Raw genomic sequence first — 23,710 nt, forward strand, 5'->3', positions numbered from 1 at the left:
CTCCTTAACGATCTTTCGGATCTAATGCGTCACGTAAGCCATCACCGATAAAGTTAAAGCAAAACAGGGTGACAACTAAGAACGAAGCTGGGAAAAGTAACAGCCAAGGAGAAACTTCCATTGAGTTTGCACCATCACTTAATAGTGCCCCCCAACTACTTAACGGCTCTTGTGTACCTAATCCTAAGAAGCTTAAGAAGGATTCAAATAAAATCATGCTAGGCACTAATAACGAGGCATAAACCACAACCACGCCCAACACGTTAGGTACAATATGTTTTAACACGATATTACGTGATGACACACCACAAACTAATGCCGCTTCAATAAACTCTTTACGTTTTAGACTTAAAGTTTGTCCCCTTACAATACGTGCCATGTCTAGCCAAGAGACCATACCAATCGCAACAAAAATCAGTAAGATATTTTGACCAAAAAATGTCACCAATAAGATAACAAAGAACATAAATGGGAATGAGTTTAAGATTTCGAGTAAACGCATCATGATTGAATCAACACGCCCACCAATATAACCTGCCATTGCGCCATAAAGTGTGCCGACAATAACCGCAACAAAAGCAGCCGCAATACCAACCATTAATGAGATACGACCACCAATCGCAACACGTACTAATAAATCACGCCCAGATGAGTCAGTACCAAAATAGTGAGAAGAAGCAAAGTCAGGTGCCATTGACATCATTTCCCAATCAGTATCGTCATAAACAAAGGGCGATAGCATCGGGGCAAAAATAACAAATAATAAAATAAAGAAAAGTAACACAAGGCTCGTGATCGCGGCTTTATTGTGCATAAAACGACGGCGAGCATCTTGCCATAAACTACGACCTTCAATATCTAGCTGCTCCGAGAAATTCCCCAGAGCTTCGCTGTTTTCCTTCAGTGATAACATAACGCGCTCCAGTGTCTATTAATAACGAATTTTCGGATCAATAACGGCATATAAAATATCGACAATCGCATTAAAGAAAATCGTTAATGCCCCTACGATAATTGTTAGACTTAATACCAATGAATAATCACGGTTTAAAGCACCATTAACGAAAAGTTGTCCAATACCCGGTAATCCAAAGATAGTTTCAATCACCATAGAGCCCGTAATAATCCCGACGAATGCCGGCCCCATATAAGAGATAACAGGTAGCAATGCAGGTTTTAAAGCATGACGCAGTACAATTCTTTTCATCGGCAAGCCTTTCGCTTTTGCCGTTCTGATAAAGTTTGAGTGTAACACTTCAATCATTGAACTACGGGTAATACGCGAGATACTGGCAATGTAAGAGAGTGATAATGCAATCATTGGTAACAACATGTATTGCACCGCACCACCATTCCAGCCCCCTGCAGGCAACCACCTTAAGGTAATGGCAAAAATAAGCACAAGCAGTGGCGCAACAACAAAACTCGGTATGACAACCCCCGTCATGGCAAAAGTCATGACGGTATAATCCCATTTGGTGTTTTGATTCAGTGCGGCTATCACGCCTGCCCCCACGCCTAAAATCACGGCAAAAATAAATGCCGACAACCCTAATTTAGCTGATACAGGGAATGCTTTACCGACTAAGGTGTTTACACTGTAGTCTTTATATTTAAAAGAAGGCCCTAAATCCCCTTTCGATAACTGAATTAAATAATCGAAATATTGCTTATAAATGGGATCGTTTAAATGGTATTTCGCTTCAATATTTGCCATTACCTCAGGCGGGAGTTTTCTTTCACCCGTAAACGGGCTACCCGGCGCTAAGCGCATCATAAAAAACGAAATCGTTATTAGAATAAATAGAGTCGGTATCGCTTCTAAAAAGCGACGAAAAATAAATTTGAGCATTGCCCGTTCCTATAACACAAACCTATTCAGGCGTGACGATAAAAAGACCTTGCCTTAAAAAGACAAGGCCTCGCCCGATTACTTAGCAATAATGTACAAGTCTTTAGTATGTAAATTATCTAATGGATCTTTACCTGAATATCCCCCCACATAAGGTTTCACTAAGCGGGTGTTTACATAGTAGTAAAGTGGAACGATAGCGGAATCTTTATCTAATACGCCTTCTGCTTTTTGATAAATAGCAGCACGTTCATCATCAGATTTCACACGTAAAGACTCTTTGATCAATGCGTCAAATTCTGTGTTTTTATAGTGAACAGTATTGTTACTGCTGTAAGACAGCATCATGTTCAGGAATGAAGAAGGTTCGTTATAATCTGCGCACCAACCGGCACGAGCAACATCATAAGTGCCTTGGTGACGCGTATCTAAGAAAGTTTTCCACTCTTGGTTTTCAAGAGACACTTCTGCACCTAAGTTTTTCTTCCAAATTGAAGATGCGGCAATCGCCACTTTTTTGTGAAGATCAGACGTGTTATACAAAAGCTTAAATTTCAGCGGATTGGCTTTGTTATAGCCCGCCTCTTCTAACAATTGACGAGCTTTCTCATTGCGTTGCTCTTGGGTCCAAGTCGCAAACCACTCAGGTTTATTCTCTTTTATGCCATCAGTAAATGGTGGGGTAAAACCGTAAGCAGGGATATCACCTTGGTTTTTCACTTTATAAGTGATGATATCTCTGTCCATTGAGAGCTTAAGTGCTTCTCGAACACGCGGATCGTCAAACGGTGCTTTCTCATTATTAATTTCATAATAATACGTGCATAAATACGGACTTATACGCAATTCATCGGGGATCTCTTTTTTCAGTTTTTGGAAAAATTCAATCGGCAAATTGCTATATGTCATATCGATTTCGCCCGCACGGTAGCGGTTTACATCAGTCACTTCTGATGAGATAGGTAAGAACGTAACTTTATCAATAACGGTATTTTTGTTATCCCAGTATGTTGGGCTACGTTCTAAAACAATACGTTCGTTGACTGTCCAGTCTTTTAAATTATAAGCGCCGTTGCCGACGAAATTAGCAGGTTGTGTCCATTTTTCACCAAATTTTTCAATCACTCTTTGGTTAACGGGTGACATGGAGGAGTGAGCTAATAATTTTGGTAAATAAGGCACCGCTTCTGATAATGTCACTTCTAATGTATTGTTATCTAATGCCTTAACACCTAATTCTGTGGCCTTTTTCTTACCTGCAATAATATCGTCAATATTGACAATATGCGCATATTGCAGATAACTTTCATAAGGAGAAGCTGTATTAGGATCCGCTAAACGTTGCCAACTATACACAAAGTCTTGTGCTGTAACGGGCTCACCATTTGACCATTTAGCGCCTTCACGAATTTTAAATGTCCAAACAGTAAAATCTTTATTTTCCCAGCTAGTCGCAGAGCCTGGTAAAATTTCGCCATCAGGGCCAACAATAGTTACCCCTTCGAAAAGATCACGCGCTAATGCAGATTCTGGTACACCTTCAATTTTATGTGGATCAAGTGACTGTGGTTCAGAGCCGTTATTACGTACCAGCACTTGTTTTTCAGCTAATTTCACCCCATCAGGCACAACAGCAGCTTGTGCTGCTAGCGTTGATAATCCAAAAATTGCACCAATTGCAATCGCCAACGCACTCTTTTTAGTTAAACTTCTCATCTTATAAATTACTCCCAGTTAGTGAGCGGGTTGTATAACAACCGTTCTGTGATGCTACATTGTGCTTTTGGAACGTTTCGCACAATTTATTGTTTTTACAAAAAATAAATCAATATTGCTTATTTGCTATCAATACATATTTGTTTGATAACATTATAATTTTTTATGCCGTAATATTTTTGTGTAGTACTTTTGGGTCGTACTTTATTAAAATTGCTTTTCGATAATTAAAATCAGATATTGCTATAGAATACCCATAACTTACCAGTTTTAGTTATCTGCCTTTATAAAATAGCGCTTTAAGTCCGTATAATCAAAGGGGTCTTTACCTGTAAAACCACCTACTTTTGGACTAACTAACCTAACACTGACCCGATAATAAACAGGCACTATCGCAGAATCCTTATCTAGCAAGGCTTCAGCGTGTTGATAGAGTTGATGGCGAGCACTTTTATCAACAGCATTCAACGCATTATTTAATGTGTCGTCATACGCTTTGTTTTCATAAAAAACAGTATTTAGGCTACTTTTTGAAAGAAATGAGTTTAAAAATGAGGTTGGTTCATTATAATCCGCACACCATGTCGCTCTCGCGACCTGGTAATTACCCTGATTACGATTTTCAAGCGCTGTTTTCCATTCTTGATTTTGTAACGTAACATTGGCGCCAATACTTTTCTTCCACATGGATGCAGCTGCAATCGCTTGTTGTTTATTTTGATCAGATGTGTTGTAAAGCAGTGTGAAAGTCAGCGGATTTTTGCTGTCAAACCCAGCCTCTTTTAATAACTCGCGCGCCCTTTCATTACGTTGTTGTTGTGTCCAATATGCCCATTTAGGTGGCTTAAAATTGCCATTCCCGATAAACGATGGTGTAAAAGAGTAAGCAGGTATTTGCCCTTGTCCCATTATTTTCTCGGCAATCACTTGTCTATCAAGCGTTAATTTCACGGCTTCCCTAACTCGTGCATCATCAAAAGGGGCTTTTTTATTATTGAGTTCATAATAGAAAGTACAGAGATAAGGTGTAACGTGTAAATTCTCAGGCTGTTCTTGTTTCATTTTTTTATAAAGAACAGGCGGGATCGCGCTGTTGGTAATATCAATTTCACCACTACGATAACGATTAATATCACTAGTTTCTGAATTTATTGGTAAAAAGATCGCTTGGTCAATAATGGTATTTTTATTATCCCAATAAAGCGGATTTCGTTTTAAAGTGACCTTTTCATTCACAACCCAATTATCAATGACATAAGCACCATTACCGACAAAGTTCTCTGGTCGAGTCCAATTCACACCATATTTTTCAACAATTTCTTTTTTAACAGGTTTTAATGACGTGTGACTCAACATATCAATCAAATAAGGGATTGGCTGTGTTAAATTCACTTGTAAGGTATGAGGATTTATTGCTTTCACACCTAATGTATCAGGGGATTTTTTACCACTAAGAATATCTGCAACATTTTCAACATAAGCATATTCAAGGTAACTGGCATAAGGTGACCCCGTGTTAGGATCAACCAAGCGACGCCAACTGTAAACAAAGTCCTCGGCTGTCACTGGTGTGCCATCACTCCACTTGGCATCTTCTCGCAAATAAAATGTCCACGCCTTGTTGTCATTCGTTTCCCAACGCTGTGCAACACCAGGTATGCTCTCACCATTAGGCCCAACATAAGTCAGCCCTTCTAATAAATTTAAAATAATATTACCTTCAGGTGCGCCTTCTACTTTGTGCGGATCAAGCGACGAAACCTCTGTACCATTATTAATAACAATATGTTGTTGTTTTGCCAGAATAGTGCCTTCAGGAAGAGTCACTGCATGAGAAAAAAAAGAGGTTAAGGCAAGTGATATAATACTAATCGGAAACATCGTCGCTAACACAGCTTTATTTTTCATGGATACCTCTCCTAATAAACAGTAATTTATAGCGGGGCCGCTCAATTAACGATTTGCGTCGTTGTTAAATTTTGATTGTAATAATGACTACCCTTATGTGTTTTAAGATATAGACAAGATAAAAAGTGATAACAACACGCTTCTTTTTTACACTTATCGTAAATTTTGTCAATTAATGCGGTATTCTTATCACTTAACTTTATTTAGCCCTCAAAGGTTCTATCTTAGAAAAATAAAAAATAAATATCACAAGAGGTAAAACAACAAATAAACATTTAATTAACATCACGCAAGTTTTATAGATAGAAAACCTACGTAGCTCACAGAATTAATATAATCAGGAAGGATTTTATCCAACTCGCAGAACTTTATGATGCTTTATAAGTAAAGAGTTTCAGTTCGAAATTAATTAAAAATAGCGGTAAATTGAGCTTTAAATTGAATAATAATTCCAACCTAAAAATTACCATAGATTATTAAATATTCACTTTTATTATTTATTTTTAAATTTTAATCTAATTGTTTAATTGAAATGAAATTAAAAAATATTTTCATTTATATTTCTATGCATTAGATAAAAAAAACCTCTTTAATATACATATCAAATATTAAAGAGGTTTTTAATTTTTAAATGATAACTTCAATTTTTTTCAGCTATTTAGCCAATTTCGATTGAAACCATTGTAGCTTCTCATGCAATTTAACAACTTCCCCCACAATAATGAGTGCCGGGCTTTCCATTGTTTCCGCCATCTCTGCCAATTGACATAATTGACCAATTATCACTTTTTGTGTTGTCAATGTCCCTTTTTCAATAATAGCGACAGGCATCGTCGTGCACACGTTTTGGCTAAGTAACATTTGCTGAATATAATAGGCTTTGCTTAATCCCATATAAAACACCAATGTCTGATTCTCTTGCGCAATACATTGCCACTCTGCTTCATTTAAGCCTTTTCCATGCCCCGTAATAAAGCGAACACTTTGAGCATAATCTCGATGGGTTAGAGGAATACCTGCATAAGTCGTACAACCTGATGCTGCCGTAATACCTGGGATCACTGAAAATGGGATATGATGTTCAATCAAGGCTTCTAATTCTTCACTCCCTCGACCAAAAATAAAAGGATCTCCGCCTTTTAATCTCACAACTCGTTTGCCCGCCGTCGCTTCTTTTATCAAAGTTTGATTTATTTCATCTTGAGGAACACAATGGAAACCGGCTTGCTTACCCACATAAATACGTTGTGCATCTCGACGAACTAATGCCATTACTTCATCAGACACTAATCTATCGTAAACTACCACATCAGCTTGCTGGCACTGCTGTAATCCTTTAATTGTCATTAACCCTGCATCACCTGGTCCAGCGCCGACTAAAACAACACTGCCTTGAGGTTGCTGATTTTCAGATAATAGTGCGCTAATACGTTGCTGGATACCGTCGTTTCTTTGTGCTTCTATTTCAGCTTGTAATGATTTATCCGCAAAAAACTGCTCCCAAAAATAACGTCTTGCACTCATCGATGAAAAACGCTGTTTTATTTGATTGCGTAATTTTCCGGCAAGTTGTGCTAGCGCGCCAAGATAATGTGGGAGGAGTTGCTCAATTTTTTCTCGCAAAATGCGGGCTAATACAGGTGCTTTTCCGCCCGATGAAATTGCCACCACAATAGGGGAACGATCTATGACAGACGGCATAATAAAGCTGGCTTGCTCTGGTGAATCAACCACATTACAAAATATCTGTTTTTCTGTCGCCGTTTGAAAAACCTGTTGATTCACTTTCTCGCTATCTGTTGCGGCAATAACAAGCCATTTATCCAACAAATAATCAGCAACAAATCCCCCTGTGATACAGTTTAGTTTTTGCTCCGCGTGCCATTGCATAAACTGCTCAGTAAACGAAGGCGCGACAACAGAAATAATCGCCCCCGCTGCCATAAGCAACCTGGCTTTACGCTCAGCAATCTCACCGCCACCCACTAATAAACACGGTTTATCTTTGAGCTGACAGAATATTGGAAAATAATCCATATTCACTCCCCTATTTATTAAATTACTGGCGAGTACGAACGCTTACTGTATTGTCTTCAACCTTGACTTCGAAATGCGCAATTGAAAACGACGCATCTTCAAGACAAAAACCATCAACTAAACGAAAATGCTGTTTTTTTAGCGGACTAACGATATACAACTCGTTTTCATGTTCAGCAATTAATCCTCGAGATAAAACACTGGAATGTGCAAAGGGATCAATATTGCTTAATGCATATAAACGCGCATCAGAATAAGGGCGAAAGATAGCAACGTGATCTTGTTCCACCAGCGCACAAACACCCGTTCCCGGAGTAATATCATCTAATTGGCAAACAGCTATCCATTGGCTCATGATTGCGCCTCCTCAGTTATCAGTTTGATATCAATACGTTCATGTAAACGTGCGGGACGATGCTGAAATCGTTCTTTTACTGTTTGCACTGTTGGATCAGGCATTGGGTTATTAATAAAGTGGGCAAAACGTTTTAATGCTTTTGGGGAATCAACGGTTTCTTTCCATTCACAAGCAACACGTTCTTGTAAAGCGTTAAGTTCTTTTTCTAACTGCGCATTTAAGCCTAATTTATCGTTAATAATGACATCACGTAAATATTCAATACCGCCCTCTAAATTATCTAACCACACAGAGGTACGTTGCAGCTTATCGGCAGTGCGAATATAAAACATCATAAAACGGTCGATATAATGCACTAAGGTTTCTTCATCGAGATCAGAAGCAAAAAGATCTCCATGACGAGGTTTCATACCACCATTTCCACCAAAATAGAGGTTCCAGCCTTTATCTGTGGCGATAATACCGACATCTTTTCCTTGTGCTTCAGAACATTCACGAGTACAACCTGACACACCAAATTTCATCTTATGAGGTGTTCTAATGCCTTTATAACGATGCTCTAGTGCAACGCCCAAACCGACACTGTCACCAACACCGAAACGACACCAACTACTGCCTACACATGTTTTTACCATTCGCAGTGCTTTCGCATACGCGTGGCCGGTTTCAAAACCCGCCGCTATCAGTTTTTCCCAAATAGCGGGTAAATCCTGTTTGTGCGCACCAAACATCGCCATTCGTTGCGATCCAGTAATTTTGGTATACAAATTGTATTCTTGAGCGATTTGCCCAATAGCAATAATGCCGGCGGGGGTAATTTCCCCCCCAGGGGAGCGTGGAATAATGGAATAAGTCCCATCTTTTTGCATATTGGCGAGAAAGTTATCATTAGTATCTTGCAGAGAGACTAAATCGTCACGCAAGATATAATCATTCCAACATGAAGCAAGCAATGAACCGACGGTTGGTTTACACACTTCACAACCATAGCCTTGACCGTGTTTTTTCAATAACTCATCAAAGCTTTTCAGTCCTTCAACACGAATTAGGTGATAAAGCTCTTGGCGTGAATAGTGAAAATGTTCACAAAGATGATGATTAACTTCGATACCTTGTTTGGCTAATTCTGCATTTAAGACTTGAGTCACAAGAGGAATACAGCCACCACATCCTGTACCCGCTTTGGTTTCCGCTTTAATGGCAGCGACTGTATGACAACCTTGTTCAATTGCTTGAATAATGTCGCCTTTTGTTACATCAAAACAAGAGCAGATTTGCGCTGTTTCAGGTAATGAATCAACACCTATTGCCGGCTTACTTCCAGCATGTGCAGGTAAAATCAAAGAGTCTGGATGCTCTGGCAATTCAATGGTATTGAGTGATAGTTGTAAAAGATTGCCATAATCTTCGGTATCACCCACTAATACAGCACCTAATAGATATTTATTATCTTCACTAACAATCAGGCGTTTATAAATTTCTTTACCTTCGTCCAGATAAATATAGCTACGACACCCTGCTTGTTGCCCATGAGCATCACCAATACCGCCGACATCGACACCGAGAAGTTTTAATTTTGCACTTAAATCAGCACCCTGAAAAACAGAGTGATGGCCTAATAAATTATCGACCGCAACTTGCGCCATTTTGTAGCCAGGCGCCACTAAACCGAAGGTTTTATTTTGCCAAGATGCACATTCACCAATAGCATAAATATCAGGATCTGTTGTTTGGCAATAATCATTAATAACTATGCCACCTCGTGGTGCAATATCTAAATCACACTGACGAGCTAATTTATCTTTCGGGCGAATACCTGTGGAAAACACAATAAAATCAACTTCAAGAGAAGTACCATCTGCAAATTGCAGTGTTTTACGCGCGCTTTCCCCAGTTGATAATATTTCTTGGGTGTTTTTAGAGGTATGCACTTTTACCCCCATACGCTCTATTTTTCGCTTAAGTTGCTCACCACCTAATGTATCCAGCTGCTCTGCCATTAAGGTTGGAGCAAACTCGATAACGTGAGTTTCAATACCTAAGCTTTTTAACGCACCGGCTGCTTCTAAACCTAACAACCCACCACCAATCACCGCCCCTTTACGACTAATACGTGCGCAAGATTCAATAGCGTTTAAATCTTCAATAGTTCGATAGACAAAACAGTCCGGCGAGTTATTTCCCTTAATTGGAGGAACCCACGGATAAGAGCCTGTTGCCATCACTAATTTATCGTAACTGACACAACGTCCGGTATTAGTGTGTACCACTTTTTCGTCACGATTAATGGTTATCACGCGCTCACCAATTAATACTTCTATTTGGTGTTTTTCATAATAACCTTGTTTAACTAAGGAGAGCTCTTCAGCGGTGTGATGTGAAAAATAAGAGGAGAGATGGACTCTATCATATGCAACGCGAGGTTCTTCACAAAAGACAACAATATTAAATTCTTCATTGCCACCTTTATCAATCAACTCTTCGATATAACGGTGCCCCACCATACCGTTACCGATGATTGCGAGTGTTTTCTTGCTCATTTTTGCCTCAGATTTAAAGATTTCTAAAGCTAAAATACGAAACTACTCATAAGGGATATTGATGAATATCAAATACAGCTTAATCAATTCAGCTACTACAACTTAATAGTCAATCAGTTACTACTAAAGGAGTATTCCGCTCTCATATTCTTGCGGTTAATTATTCTTCCACCATAATTAATCTTGATTGCTTATAACAAAGCGTTATATGTAAGCGTAATTAAAACTTTGCGCATCGGTCACGTTTTGCCTAAGTTAATTTCACAAAGTAATAACTAATAAGTTATTGACATAACGATTTTAGCGACACCGTTTCAGGGAGCGTCTTATGAAAGCAAAATTATTATCATTATTCGTTGTGGGTGCCCTTTCCATACCAGCATTTGCAGCCACACCAGCCAATACATTAATTGTGGTACAAGGACTTGATGATATTGTCAGCCTAGACCCCGCTGAAAGTAATGAACTCTCTAGCATTCAGACTGTACCAAGTTTATATCAGCGTATTGTTCAGCCTAATCGTGATAACCCCGAAATTAATGAGCCGATTTTAGTTGAAAGTTGGCAAGCGACCCCTGAACAAAAAACGATCATATTTAAAATTAAACCCGATGCAAAATTCGCGTCTGGTAATCCGGTGCGCCCTGAAGATATTATCTTCTCTTATCAGCGTGCAATCACAATGAATAAATCACCTGCCTTTATTCTAAATGTCTTAGGTTGGAAAGCAGATAACATTAATTCATTACTGAAAAAAGTCAGTGATAATGAATTAGAAGTGCGTTGGACCGCCGATGTCAGCCCTGATGTTGTGCTCAATATCCTCTCAACCCCAATTGCTTCTATTGTTGATGAAAAGCTGGTTTCTGCTCATGTTAAAAATAATGACTTTGGTAATAGCTGGCTGAAAATGAACTCAGCAGGAAGTGGCGCATATAAGATGCGAGCTTACCAACCACGTCAAGCCATTGTATTAGAAGCTAATCCCCTTTCTCCAACGGGCGCGCCTAAAATGGCAAATATCATTATTAAAAATGTCCCTGACCCAGCATCCCGCCGTTTACTGATTGAAAAAGGCGATGCAGATATTGCTCGAGGACTGGGAACAGACCAAACCGCCGCACTAGCAGGAAAATCGGGTATCAAAATCTTAGATATCCCTTCTGCTGAACAAGTCTATATGGCTTTTAATACCGCCAGTGGCAATCCAGCTCTCAGTAACCCAGCATTTTGGGAAGCCTCCCGCTACTTAATTGACTACAAAGGCATTACTGAAGATTTAATGCGTGGTCAGTATTTTATTCACCAAAGCTTCTTGCCTGTAGGTTTGCCTGGTGCATTAAAAGATAATCCTTTTACTTTTGATCCCGAAAAAGCCAAAGCAATTTTAGCCAAAGCTGGCATTACTAATGCACGTTTTACGTTAGATGTTGAGAACAAAGTTCCTTACATTACTGTGGCGCAATCCATTCAAGCAAGCTTTGCTCAAGCAGGCGTGCAAGTGGATTTATTACCTGCAGCAGGCAGCCAAGTGTATAGCCGTGTACGCGCTAAACAGCACCAAGCGGCCATTCGTTTTTGGATCCCTGATTATTTTGATGCGCACTCTAATGCGAGCGCCTTTGCTTATAACGATGGACAATCCAATACCGTTGCTTGGCTAAATGGCTGGAAAATTCCTGAATTAAGCCAACAAACGTTGGTGGCACTTAATGAAGCTGATAAGACAAAACGTCAATCACTCTATACTGAAATGCAAAAAGAGTTACAACGTAGCTCACCTTATGTTTTTATCGATCAAGGTAAAAACCAAATTGTGATGCGCGATAATGTTAAAGGTTATGCTCAAGGTCTAAATGCAGATATGGTCTATTACGATAAAGTGACCAAATAATATTTCTTCCTGAAACCATCCACAGTCATGTTACTGTGGATGGTCTATTTTTTGCCATTTCACTAGGCTATTGTTGTATGAATACTGCTATGACGTTACCTATTCGTCTAAAAGGTCAGTTAATGACTTTTGCTCAAGGAATATTGACATTAGTACTCACGCTTCTTGGGCTTCTTGTGATTACTTTCACGCTTTCTGCACTTTCTCCGGTTGATCCTGTTCTGCAAATTGTTGGTGATCATGCAAGCCTTGAAACCTATAACCAAGTCAAACATGAGTTAGGGTTAGATTTACCGCTCTACATGCAGTTTTTTCATTATGTTGAAGCACTATTGCAAGGGGATTTAGGAACTGCAACCTCGACAGGACAACCTGTGTTTGATGACTTATTAGCGACTTTCCCCGCCACACTGGAATTAGCAACCGTTGCATTGATCATTGGTGCCAGTTTGGGCATTTTATTTGGCGTATTATGTGCTCGTTTTGTCGGTACACCTCTCGATTTTGTTTTACGCATTTTGACGCTATTAGGTAGCTCAGTTCCTATTTTCTGGCTAGGTTTGATTTTGCTACTTATTTTCTATGCCACATTACAATGGACTGCAGGTCCTGGGCGCTTAGACGATATCTATCAATTTACGATTGAGCCTGTAACGGGCTTTGCATTAATCGACACCTTATTAGCAGGTGATAAAGACGCCTTTTTAAATGCATTGTCGCATCTTATTTTGCCCGTCTCTTTATTAGCCTATTTTGCTTTAGCCTCGATTACTCGATTAACACGCTCGGCCTGTTTAAACGAAATGAATAAAGAGTATGTCACCTTAGCGAGAGCAAAAGGTATTGGTGAGTTACGTATTCTTTTTTATCACGTACTGCCTAATATTCGCGGTGTGTTAATGACGATTATCGCCCTGTCTTACACTGGCATGTTAGAAGGTGCGGTACTAACAGAAACCGTATTCTCTTGGCCGGGTATTGGTCGATATCTTACCACTGCACTTTTTGCTGGCGATACTACTGCCATTATGGGTGGAACGTTAGTTATAGGTTTATGTTTTGTCTTTATTAATAATATGACAGATATTGTTATTCGTTTGACTGATCCGAGGCTTCGCTAATGTCTTCCCCATTTTTAAGAAAAATAGTGCGATCGCCTTCAGCTTTTATAGGTTTATCGTTACTCATATTATTGTTAATTATCGCCCTGTTTGCCCCTTGGTTAGCCCCTTATGATCCAAATTGGCAACATGCAGCTCAACGCTTATTAGCACCTAATGCTGAACACTGGTTAGGTACAGATAATTATGGGCGAGATATTCTTTCTCGTATTATTTATGGCACGCGCCCGATGCTAGGTTTAGTGGGTCTTGTAGCACTTATCACCTTACCATTAGGATTATTGGTCGGAATTTTATCGGGGTATTACGGTGGATGGACTGAACGTATTTTAATGCGATTCACTGACGTTGTGATGTCTATGCCCTCATTGATCTTAGCTTTTGCGTTTGTGGCAATGTTAGGCCCAGGCTTATTAAATGGTGCTTTAGCGCTGGCTTTAACTGCATGGCCTGCTTATGCGCGACAATCTCGTAGTGAAATTCAACACTTGCGCAATAGCGATTACCTGGCTGCAGCTGAAATGATGGGTATTAAAGGTGTTCGGCTTTTATGGGGACATATTTTACCTCTGTGCTTACCGTCTGCCATTGTACGTTTAGCACTTAACTTGGCCGTCATTATTCTTGCCGCTGCAGGTTTGGGTTTTCTTGGATTAGGCGCTCGACCACCTATGGCTGAATGGGGGGCGATGATTGCGGAAGGTATGCCTGTTATTTTTGACCAATGGTGGGTAGCCGCTATTCCAGGTACTGCAATTTTAATTAGTAGTCTCACCTTTAATTTATTAGGTGATGGGCTTCGGGATGTATTAGGAGATACCCATGAATAAGACGCCTTTAATCGAAGTGAAAAAACTCTGTATTGATTATCCGACTGCGAGAGTTGTTAATCATGTCTCTTTCACTTTAGGTCAAGAACGTTTAGCTTTGGTGGGTGAATCCGGTTCAGGAAAATCAATGACCGCACGCGCATTAATGGGACTTGTTCGTCAGCCAGGAAAAGTCAGTGCCGAAAAGCTCAACTTGCAGGGAAATAATTTATTGAATTTTTCATCTCGCCAATGGAATAACATTCGAGGTAATACCCTATCAATGGTATTGCAAGATCCCCGTTACGCATTAAATCCTGTAAAAACGATTTATCAGCAAGTAGAAGAAACGGTAAAACGCCATCAAGCGCTTTCACGTCAAGATAGACGTCAATTGATTATCGAAACACTATTATCTGTTGGCTTACCGGAACAAAGTATTTACCGCTATCCAGGTGAATTATCAGGAGGAATGGGGCAACGGGCTATGATTGCTATTGCACTAATTAATAATCCAACGATTTTAATCGCCGATGAACCGACATCTGCACTTGATGCCCAATTACGTCATCAAATTCTTGAACTCATTACCACTCAATGTGAACAACGTAAGATGGGCTTACTGCTCATTAGTCATGATTTGCCTCTTGTTGCGGAATACTGCGAACGCGTTATGGTGATGTACCAAGGAGAACAAGTGGATGAGCTCAGTGCAAAAGCCTTGCCTACAGCTACGCACCCTTATACACGCACACTTTGGACATGTAGACCCAATGCGAGCACTTATGGCTCGCAATTGCCAGTATTAGATAGAACGCTTAGTTTCAAGGGGCTACATCATGCTAATTGATATCCATGATTTACACGTTCAGTTTGAGCAAGGCAAACGAGCAAAACAGGTGGTGAAAGGGATCAACTTACATGTCCAACAAGGTGAAACCTTTAGCTTAATAGGTCGTTCTGGCTGTGGAAAATCGACCGTTTTACGTGTGATTGCCGGATTATTAACTCATTGGCAAGGTAACATGTCACTTTTAGGGCAAATAATTAAACCACAACAGCATTTTCAAGGTGCTTTGCGCCGTAATGTACAGATGGTATTTCAAGATCCCTACGCATCCTTACACCCTCAACACCGTATTAAGCGCGCTTTTTCTGAGCCATTGAAAATTCATCACATTCCTTTTGATAACAGTACAATTGAACAAGCATTAGCCCAAGTCGGTTTATCTGCTGATGTGATAAATCGCTATCCTCATCAACTTTCTGGCGGACAGCGTCAGCGAGTCGCTATTGCGAGAGCCCTTTTACTCCAACCTCAGTTATTGCTTTTAGATGAGCCGACTTCAGCACTAGATATGTCAGTACAAGCCGAGATCTTAAATCTTCTTAATACACTAAAAAAACAACATAATATGACTTATTTATTAGTAAGTCATGATGCGGATGTTATCGCTCATATGTCTGATAGAGCCGCATTAATGGAAAATGGCGAATTAACGCAACACTATGATAGAGAAGCGTTATCAAAAGGCATTCATCGTCTTGATTAACATGAAAAAAGTGATTTTATAAACATAAAAAATCGCAGTATTCAATAAAATACTGCGATTTTTAAAAATACGACTGTGTTGACAATATTTAAACTAACAAGCCTGGAAAAATAGAACGCAAGCCGGTCACAATAAATTCAATACCTAAGGACATTAATAATAATCCCATTATACGGGTTACCACGTTAATTCCCGTTTGCCCTAAGTATTTCACTAATAATGTTGCACTACGAAAAAGCAACCAACAACAGAATGCAAAAAAGATACTGGTTGCAGCTAATCCTAAAAAGTTAGTAAAACCTTCCCAGCGAGAACTCCACACAATACAAGAACTAATAGCTCCAGGCCCTGCCATTAAGGGTAATGCTAAAGGCACAACAGCAACACTACTACGTACTGCAGATTCATTTCGTTCTTGATTGTTTTGTTTATCTTCCCCTAAACGCCCATTTATCATCGTCATCGCAATAGTAACAATCAGCATACCTCCCGCGATACGAAACGAATCGATAGAAATACCGAAAATACTCAGTATAGAATCACCGATTAATAGAGAAGAAACCAAAATAATTGCAACGGAGCCATTTGCAATTAAGTTTGTTTTGTTTCGCCCTGCATCAGTTTGATAACTCGTCATACTAATAAAGACAGGTAAAATACCAATCGGGTTTACAATCGCAAAAAGACCAACAAAAAATTTAATATAACCGGATAAATCCAGCAGTGACCCCATGAAAAGCCCCTTCTTGGCTAATAAACATGCGAATTATTCTATAAAAGATAGAGTAACCCTAAAAAATCCGCGTTACTTTAAATCAATAAACCAGTTAATTCTATTAGTTAACAAGTTTTTACCTAAAATATTCTCTTGTAAACTGAGAAAAACCTAGTGGTTTAATTTTATATCGAAATATTGAATACAACAAAAAAATCGTTGATGATTTTTTGCATATGATTATCATTCTCATTAAATGGCTTGCTGAAAGGTGTCAGCTTGTCAATTTTGTGATTTAAATCACGTTAATTAATTAGAAAGATGGTAAGCTGTTATCATTCGAAAAAGAGAGTGTCTTCGAAAATATATTTACGTTTATTATTGTTTTTTTTAAGTTTTTTAAGCAAATTAAGGCTTCTAATTATTATTACTGAAATAAGTACATTGTCATCTATCTAGACTATTCTTATTAATGATGATCAAAACGGCTAATTTGCTTAAAAAATTTAACATTTTATCAGGAGTCTCTTTATGTCTGTAACTAACGTTACTGAACTCAATGATTTGGTTGCTCGTGTAAAAAAAGCTCAACGTGAATTTGCTAACTTCTCTCAAGAACAAGTTGATGCAATTTTCCGCGCTGCTGCATTAGCGGCCGCTGACGCCCGTATCCCTCTAGCAAAATTAGCTGTGAAAGAGTCTGGTATGGGTATCGTCGAAGATAAAGTGATTAAAAACCACTTTGCTTCTGAGTATATCTATAATGCGTATAAAGACGAAAAAACCTGCGGGATCTTATCAGAAGATCTGACTTACGGCACAATGACCATCGCTGAACCTATTGGGATCATCTGTGGTATCGTACCAACAACTAACCCGACTTCTACTGCAATTTTTAAAGCATTAATTAGCTTAAAAACACGTAACGGTATTATTTTCTCGCCACATCCACGCGCTAAAGAAGCGACAAATCGCGCTGCAGAAATCGTTTTAAATGCGGCTATCGCAGCAGGCGCACCAAAAGATATTATCGGTTGGATTGATGAGCCTTCAGTCGCTCTATCTAACGCATTAATGCACCATGATGATATTAACCTGATCTTAGCGACAGGTGGTCCAGGCATGGTTAAAGCAGCGTATAGTTCTGGTAAACCAGCTATCGGTGTTGGTGCAGGTAATACGCCAGTTGTTATTGATGACTCTGCGGATATCAAACGTGCCGTAGCTTCAATCTTAATGTCTAAAACTTTCGATAACGGCGTAATTTGTGCATCAGAGCAATCTGTTATCGTTGTTGACAGCATTTATAAACAAGTTCGTGAGCGTTTCTCTACTCACGGCGGTTATATGCTGACAGGTAAAGAATTAAAAGCAGTTCAAGATATCATCTTAAAAGACGGTAACTTAAACGCAGCTATTGTGGGTCAACCTGCAACAAAAATTGCTGAAATGGCCGGCATTGAAGTACCAGTAAACACCAAAATTTTAATTGGTGAAGTAAAAGAAACAACAGAAGCAGAGCCGTTTGCTCACGAGAAATTATCTCCACTATTAGCAATGTATCATGCTCAATCATTTGAAGATGCAGTACTAAAAGCTGAAAAATTAGTTGAGATGGGTGGTATCGGTCATACTTCTTGCTTATACACAGACCAAGATAACTGCCCTGAACATGTTGCCTACTTCGGCGACAAGATGAAAACATCTCGTATTTTAATCAATACTCCAGCATCTCAAGGTGGTATTGGTGACTTATACAACTTTAAACTTGCTCCTTCTCTAACATTAGGTTGTGGTTCATGGGGTGGTAACTCCATTTCTGAAAACGTAGGACCAAAACACCTTATCAACACTAAAACCGTGGCGAAAAGAGCAGAAAATATGTTGTGGCATAAACTTCCTAAATCTATTTACTTCCGCCGTGGTTGTTTACCTATCGCACTGGAAGAGATCGCGACTGACGGTAAGAAACGTGCTTTTATCGTCACTGACGGTTTCTTATTCAATAACGGTTATGTTGATGAAGTTACTCGTGTACTGAAAAAATTTGGTGTTGAAACAGAAGTCTTCTTTGAAGTTGAAGCAGATCCAACATTAAGCGTTGTGCGTAAAGGCGCAGAGCAGATGAACAGCTTTAAACCTGACGTGATCATCGCATTAGGTGGTGGTTCACCAATGGATGCGGCTAAAATCATGTGGGTTATGTATGAGCATCCAGAAACACACTTTGAAGAATTAGCATTACGCTTTATGGATATCCGTAAACGTATCTATAAATTCCCGAAAATGGGTGTCAAAGCACAAATGGTCGCTATTACCACAACATCGGGTACAGGCTCTGAAGTCACACCTTTTGCAGTAGTAACGGATGATGAAACTGGCCAAAAATACCCATTAGCAGACTATGCATTAACACCAGATATGGCCATTGTTGACGCAAACCTTGTTATGAATATGCCGAAATCATTGTGTGCATTTGGTGGTTTAGATGCCGTGACTCACGCATTAGAAGCTTATGTTTCTGTATTAGCGAACGAGTATTCTGACGGACAAGCACTACAAGCATTGAAATTACTGAAAGAATATCTGCCAGCAAGTTATCATGAAGGGGCTAAAAACCCAGTAGCTCGTGAACGAGTGCATAATGCTGCAACTATTGCTGGTATTGCTTTTGCTAACGCATTCTTAGGTGTTTGTCACTCAATGGCGCATAAATTAGGCTCTGAGTTCCATATTCCTCATGGTTTAGCTAATGCGTTATTAATCTCAAACGTGATTCGTTATAACGCAAATGACAACCCAACAAAACAGACTGCATTTAGCCAATATGACCGTCCTCAAGCACGCCGTCGCTATGCAGAAATTGCTGACCACTTAGAACTTTCAGCACCTGGCGATCGTACTGCGGCTAAGATTGAAAAACTATTAGCATGGTTAGAAGAAATGAAATCTTCATTAGGCATACCGGCTTCTATTCGTGAAGCCGGTGTCCAAGAGAGTGATTTCTTAGCAAGAGTTGATAAGTTATCTGAAGATGCATTTGATGATCAATGTACTGGTGCTAACCCACGCTATCCACTGATTTCTGAACTGAAACAACTGTTATTAGATTCTTATTACGGTCGTGAATTTAATGAACATCCTGTTGTGGAAGTAAAAGAAGCATCAAAACCTGCTAAAAAAAGCAGTAAAAAATAATCGAGATACACTGTGTTAGTTTGATCCTCAAATTATCGATTATTTATTGTTAATAGAAACCCAGCCTAAATGCTGGGTTTTTTTATTGCTATTATTTTCTCTTTATATCTGCTCACTTTTCTATCATCTTAGCTTTTGTAATCAGATATGCACTGGTGGTTTTTTAATCACGAAATATACGTATTTACGCCTAAAAAGTGGGTATTATCTTTTAATAAAGAATGGAGCTTACTTTATTTAACCCTATATGGCCTTCATTGAGACGCTAAGCCCTTTTCTCTTTCATTCACCCATTTACATTACTTACCTTCAAAAAAACGCTTTATGTGGATTACAGCGCCCGTCTAACTCCTCACCCTCTTCATTAGTTAGCATAATTATTTCATTTCAAACTAATTTGTCTTAATCAGGTAAATATAAACAACGGTTTTTAAAACCAAGATTATCGTTTTTTCGTTCATAGTAAGTTTTATTCTCTTTAGAAAAGGAGAAAGGTGAATCATTTTGATCCGTTTAGCTTTTAAATAACGATAAAAAAATATTGATATAAAATATTCCCACATCAACGACATTAATAATATTCATTTTATAATGTACATAATTTCAATAAAATATTATCAAAATATTGTATGTGTTTTGATTAAAGTAATAACCTGATAAAAGGTCGCTATTTGTACATTACACTAGGAAACATACTCCTTATGGAGTATAAAAAATGCAGATCCTTTCTGGTATTAAAATCCAGAGAGAAAGGCAGCTTATTTATTAGATAATGATTCAACCAAACCAATAAGCAGTATCAATAAGACACAGTATAAATGTTTCACTCTGTTAACCATAGATAAAAGAAATAGATTCACCTCCTACTATAACTATCTTTATTCAATTTTATTAAACTATGAATAACACTAGAGTATCAAATGTTTTTACGTCTTATCATTTGTCAAAAACAATATCAGCATCACAAAATAGGCAACCTACGTATATTTGATTATGTTTTTTTTGATTAATGATAATGAAATCTATGAAATAAATAAATCTCCTCTTAAAAAAAGGATATTTCTTTACATAAGGAAATCAAGCTGCCCCTCGTTTGATATAAAAAAAGCCAATAATTTGGCTAAATTTAAAAAACAGATAAACATTTTTTAGTATTTCGTAATATAAAGTTTTATTTGAATACTTATTTTAATCCCTCTTTTATCATTATAAATACGCAAAAGAGGGTGAAGAGAAAGGTTACTTTTGCTCGATACTTCCTTTTAGCGTTGCTTGAGTATAATGCTTACGACAAACTGAAACATATTTTTCATTTCCGCCAATTTCAACTTGAGCACCATCACTCAACACATTTCCTTTATCATCTAAGCGTAATACTTTATTTGCTTTTCTACCGCAGTAACACACCGTTTTAAGCTCCACTAGCTTATCTGCCCAAGCTAATAAATAAGCACTACCTGTAAATAATTCGCCTCTAAAATCGGTTCTTAAGCCATAAGTAAGAACTGGAATATCATAGCTGTCTGTTATTTCACAAAGTTGTTCTACATGAGCCTTACTTAAAAATTGGCATTCATCAATCAATACACAATGAATAGTTTGTTTGTTATGCTCAGCAACGATAACATCGCGAATATTCATATCATCACTGAAAAGCAATGCATCTGCACTTAAACCGATTCTTGAGCTCACTTTCCCCTTTGCAAAACGTGTATCAATCGCTGCCGTGAAAATCAATGTACGCATTCCTCGCTCATTATAGTTATAAGAGGATTGCAATAAAGATGTTGATTTTCCAGCATTCATAGCTGAATAATAAAAGTAAAGCTGAGCCATCAGCTCTCTCCTTAAATAGCGTTTATTTTCACGGGCGACAGTCTAACATAAACAATCTACAAGTTATCAATAACAAGTATTTATTGCCTTTATTTTTATTCTAGATATACCATTCAAAGATGAGAGTCATTGTTAATGCTAATTTTTGCTTAAAAAATAAATAGCTTTAATAAGTACTTAACATATTAAAACACGTCTTGATATACATTTATTAAAGTATGAAAGTTAACCCCAACTCATTTTTAGAAAAAAGTCCGTTATTATAAAAAAATGAACAAAGCTTTCTATTCTTTTACATTAGCGCTATCATCAGTTAAAAGATGCATCTACTTACTCATATTTCCTTTATTGACTAAAGATACCTCAACATTTATTATTTTTTTCGTCGAGATAATAGTTTAAAAAAAAGAAATTTTACGTAAGGTTTGTATTTAGGTATTGCAGAAATTTAAATAGCAATCTATTATTAGTATTACATCAGCCAACAACATTTATTTGAGACCAGGAAAATGAGCGAATCTTTAAAAATATTAAATAACATCCGTACTCTCCGCGCACAAGCAAGAGAAACTTCTTTAGAAACTTTAGAAGAAATGCTGGAAAAACTCGAAGTTGTCGTTAATGAGCGTCGTGAAGAATTCTCATTAGAAAAAGCAGCTGAAGAAGAGCGTATTCAGAAATTACAAAAATACCGTGAAATGTTAGAAGAAGCCGGTATTGATCCAACAGATTTACTTGAAGCAAGTGCTGTTAATAAAACTGGACGCGCTAAACGTGCCGCTCGCCCAGCTAAATATTCTTATGTTGATGAAAATGGTGAAACTAAAACTTGGACAGGCCAAGGTCGTACACCAGCTGTAATCAAACGTGCAATTGACGAAGAAGGCAAATCATTAGACGATTTCCTTATCTAATTTAAGTCAATACTCTATTTGAAATACCCTTTTAAATATTTAAAAGGGTATTTTCGTGTTTGACCGCTTATATTAAACAAGCGTTTAATTTTAATATGTGCTGATGTTGTTTTTATATAAAGCAGGGACAAAAAATAGAGGGTGAGATAACTACGTTATTGACTTTCATTTATAATGAGAAAAGGAGCTTTTTATAACTCCTTTTTTTATTGGGTTCAATTAAACCAACAACATTAATTTTTATAATAGCTTAAATACCAATCAACAAACTGTTTCACACCGTATTCTACATTTGTATTGGGTGAGAAACCGGTAGCCTGTGATAAGTCTTGGCAATCGGCACAGGTAGAAAGTACATCACCATCTTGCATCGGCATTAAATTCAATTTTGCTTTAATATTTAATGACTTTTCAATTGCCTTAATAAAATCCATTAGTTTTGTTGGTTGCCCATTACCTACATTATAAATTTTATAAGGTGCTGAACTGGACGATGTTTCGCCTTTTTCCACCGTCCAGTTTTCATCCGCTTTAGGAACAATATCAATTAAACGAACGACGGACTCTACGATATCACTTACATAAGTGAAATCACGTGTCATATTTCCACCGTTATAAACATCAATATGTTCACCAGCAAGCATTGCCTTTGTGAATTTAAATAATGCCATATCTGGACGTCCCCAAGGTCCATATACGGTAAAGAAACGTAATCCAGTTGTGGGTAATTGGTATAAATGTGAATAACTATGAGACATTAGCTCATTGGCTTTTTTGGTCGCTGCATATAATGAGACAGGATGATCAACACTATCTTCCGTTGAGAACGGTTGCTTTTGATTCAAACCATATACAGAGCTTGAAGAAGAATAGATAAGATGTCCGACTTTATTATGGCGACACCCTTCTAATATATTAATATGACCAACAATATTTGCATCAATATAGGCCATTGGATTTTCAATCGAATAACGAACGCCAGGCTGAGCAGCTAGGTGAATAACACGATCAAACTGATGAGTAGCAAATAATTGAGCCACTTTTGTTGAATCAACGATATCAACTTTCTCAAATTCAAATTTTTCTAACTGTTGTAATTTAGCTAATCGAGCTTCTTTTAAGCGTACATCATAATAATCATTAAGATTATCTATTCCAACAACATGATAACCCATTTCAATTAAACGCTGACTTAAATGAGAGCCAATAAACCCCGCAGCACCTGTTACTAATATTTTCATATTATCACTCAAATAACC

General features: G+C 38.1%; 17 protein-coding genes. 7 read left to right on the top strand and 10 right to left on the bottom strand.

Annotation, left to right across the window (positions count from 1 at the left end; all coding sequences use genetic code 11):
• Window positions 1-4: 4 nt before the first annotated feature.
• From oppC to nirB, 7 genes are all read right to left on the bottom strand, one after another.
• Window positions 5-913: an oligopeptide ABC transporter permease OppC gene (gene oppC / locus GWJ05_RS14865; protein WP_036936432.1), complete on the bottom strand. Its 909-nt coding sequence runs from the start codon at window positions 911-913 to the stop codon at window positions 5-7.
• 18 nt (window positions 914-931) lie between these two features.
• Window positions 932-1,852 carry an oligopeptide ABC transporter permease OppB gene (gene oppB, locus GWJ05_RS14870; RefSeq protein ID WP_023581988.1) on the bottom strand — a complete coding sequence of 307 codons (921 nt, stop codon included), beginning with the start codon at window positions 1,850-1,852 and terminating at the stop codon, window positions 932-934.
• A gap of 78 nt (window positions 1,853-1,930) precedes the next feature.
• Complete coding sequence (gene oppA / locus GWJ05_RS14875; protein ID WP_036936428.1) at window positions 1,931-3,568, bottom strand: oligopeptide ABC transporter substrate-binding protein OppA; 1,638 nt, start codon at window positions 3,566-3,568, stop codon at window positions 1,931-1,933.
• Between the two features lie 270 nt (window positions 3,569-3,838).
• Entirely contained in the window at window positions 3,839-5,476 is a 1,638-nt protein-coding gene (locus GWJ05_RS14880) for an ABC transporter substrate-binding protein (RefSeq protein ID WP_036936425.1), read from the bottom strand.
• 654 nt (window positions 5,477-6,130) lie between these two features.
• Window positions 6,131-7,513: a siroheme synthase CysG gene (gene cysG / locus GWJ05_RS14885; RefSeq protein ID WP_036936423.1), complete on the bottom strand. Its 1,383-nt coding sequence runs from the start codon at window positions 7,511-7,513 to the stop codon at window positions 6,131-6,133.
• A gap of 22 nt (window positions 7,514-7,535) precedes the next feature.
• The gene (gene nirD, locus GWJ05_RS14890) at window positions 7,536-7,868 is read right to left on the bottom strand and encodes a nitrite reductase small subunit NirD (protein ID WP_036936420.1); all 333 of its coding nucleotides are present in this window, start codon (window positions 7,866-7,868) and stop codon (window positions 7,536-7,538) included.
• Window positions 7,865-10,411: a nitrite reductase large subunit NirB gene (gene nirB, locus GWJ05_RS14895; RefSeq protein ID WP_036936417.1), complete on the bottom strand. Its 2,547-nt coding sequence runs from the start codon at window positions 10,409-10,411 to the stop codon at window positions 7,865-7,867. Before nirB ends, nirD begins: the two co-directional genes overlap by 4 nt.
• A 328-nt stretch (window positions 10,412-10,739) precedes the next feature.
• On the opposite strand from nirB, the gene GWJ05_RS14900 reads away from it, so the two are divergent.
• From GWJ05_RS14900 to GWJ05_RS14920, 5 genes are all read left to right on the top strand, one after another.
• Complete coding sequence (locus tag GWJ05_RS14900) at window positions 10,740-12,305, top strand: ABC transporter substrate-binding protein (RefSeq protein ID WP_036936414.1); 1,566 nt, start codon at window positions 10,740-10,742, stop codon at window positions 12,303-12,305.
• Window positions 12,306-12,382: 77 nt separating this feature from the next.
• The gene (locus tag GWJ05_RS14905) at window positions 12,383-13,426 is read left to right on the top strand and encodes an ABC transporter permease (RefSeq protein WP_036936411.1); all 1,044 of its coding nucleotides are present in this window, start codon (window positions 12,383-12,385) and stop codon (window positions 13,424-13,426) included.
• The gene (locus tag GWJ05_RS14910; RefSeq protein WP_036936408.1) at window positions 13,426-14,256 is read left to right on the top strand and encodes an ABC transporter permease; all 831 of its coding nucleotides are present in this window, start codon (window positions 13,426-13,428) and stop codon (window positions 14,254-14,256) included. Before GWJ05_RS14905 ends, GWJ05_RS14910 begins: the two co-directional genes overlap by 1 nt.
• Window positions 14,249-15,085, top strand: a complete 837-nt coding sequence (locus tag GWJ05_RS14915) for an ABC transporter ATP-binding protein (RefSeq protein ID WP_036936403.1) — start codon at window positions 14,249-14,251, stop codon at window positions 15,083-15,085. Before GWJ05_RS14910 ends, GWJ05_RS14915 begins: the two co-directional genes overlap by 8 nt.
• Window positions 15,075-15,788 carry an ABC transporter ATP-binding protein gene (locus GWJ05_RS14920; protein WP_036936400.1) on the top strand — a complete coding sequence of 238 codons (714 nt, stop codon included), beginning with the start codon at window positions 15,075-15,077 and terminating at the stop codon, window positions 15,786-15,788. Before GWJ05_RS14915 ends, GWJ05_RS14920 begins: the two co-directional genes overlap by 11 nt.
• A gap of 88 nt (window positions 15,789-15,876) precedes the next feature.
• Here the strand turns inward: GWJ05_RS14920 and GWJ05_RS14925 are convergent, their stop codons facing one another.
• Entirely contained in the window at window positions 15,877-16,521 is a 645-nt protein-coding gene (locus GWJ05_RS14925; RefSeq protein WP_036936397.1) for a YchE family NAAT transporter, read from the bottom strand.
• A 513-nt stretch (window positions 16,522-17,034) separates the two neighbouring features.
• Here GWJ05_RS14925 and adhE point away from each other — a divergent pair.
• Window positions 17,035-19,701, top strand: a complete 2,667-nt coding sequence (gene adhE, locus GWJ05_RS14930) for a bifunctional acetaldehyde-CoA/alcohol dehydrogenase (RefSeq protein ID WP_036936393.1) — start codon at window positions 17,035-17,037, stop codon at window positions 19,699-19,701.
• Window positions 19,702-20,940: 1,239 nt separating this feature from the next.
• On the opposite strand, the gene GWJ05_RS14935 is transcribed toward adhE, so the two are convergent.
• A complete protein-coding gene (locus GWJ05_RS14935) occupies window positions 20,941-21,537 on the bottom strand; it encodes a thymidine kinase (protein ID WP_036936390.1) in 597 nt (198 codons plus the stop codon).
• 509 nt (window positions 21,538-22,046) lie between these two features.
• On the opposite strand from GWJ05_RS14935, the gene hns reads away from it, so the two are divergent.
• Window positions 22,047-22,451, top strand: a complete 405-nt coding sequence (gene hns / locus GWJ05_RS14940; protein WP_036936387.1) for a histone-like nucleoid-structuring protein H-NS — start codon at window positions 22,047-22,049, stop codon at window positions 22,449-22,451.
• 233 nt (window positions 22,452-22,684) lie between these two features.
• Here hns and GWJ05_RS14945 read toward each other — a convergent pair whose 3' ends face one another.
• Window positions 22,685-23,692 carry an NAD-dependent epimerase gene (locus GWJ05_RS14945; RefSeq protein ID WP_036936384.1) on the bottom strand — a complete coding sequence of 336 codons (1,008 nt, stop codon included), beginning with the start codon at window positions 23,690-23,692 and terminating at the stop codon, window positions 22,685-22,687.
• Window positions 23,693-23,710 lie beyond the last annotated feature (18 nt).

The sequence above is a fragment of the Proteus sp. G2626 genome (assembly GCF_009915985.1).
Taxonomy (GTDB): Bacteria; Pseudomonadota; Gammaproteobacteria; order Enterobacterales; family Enterobacteriaceae; genus Proteus; species Proteus vulgaris.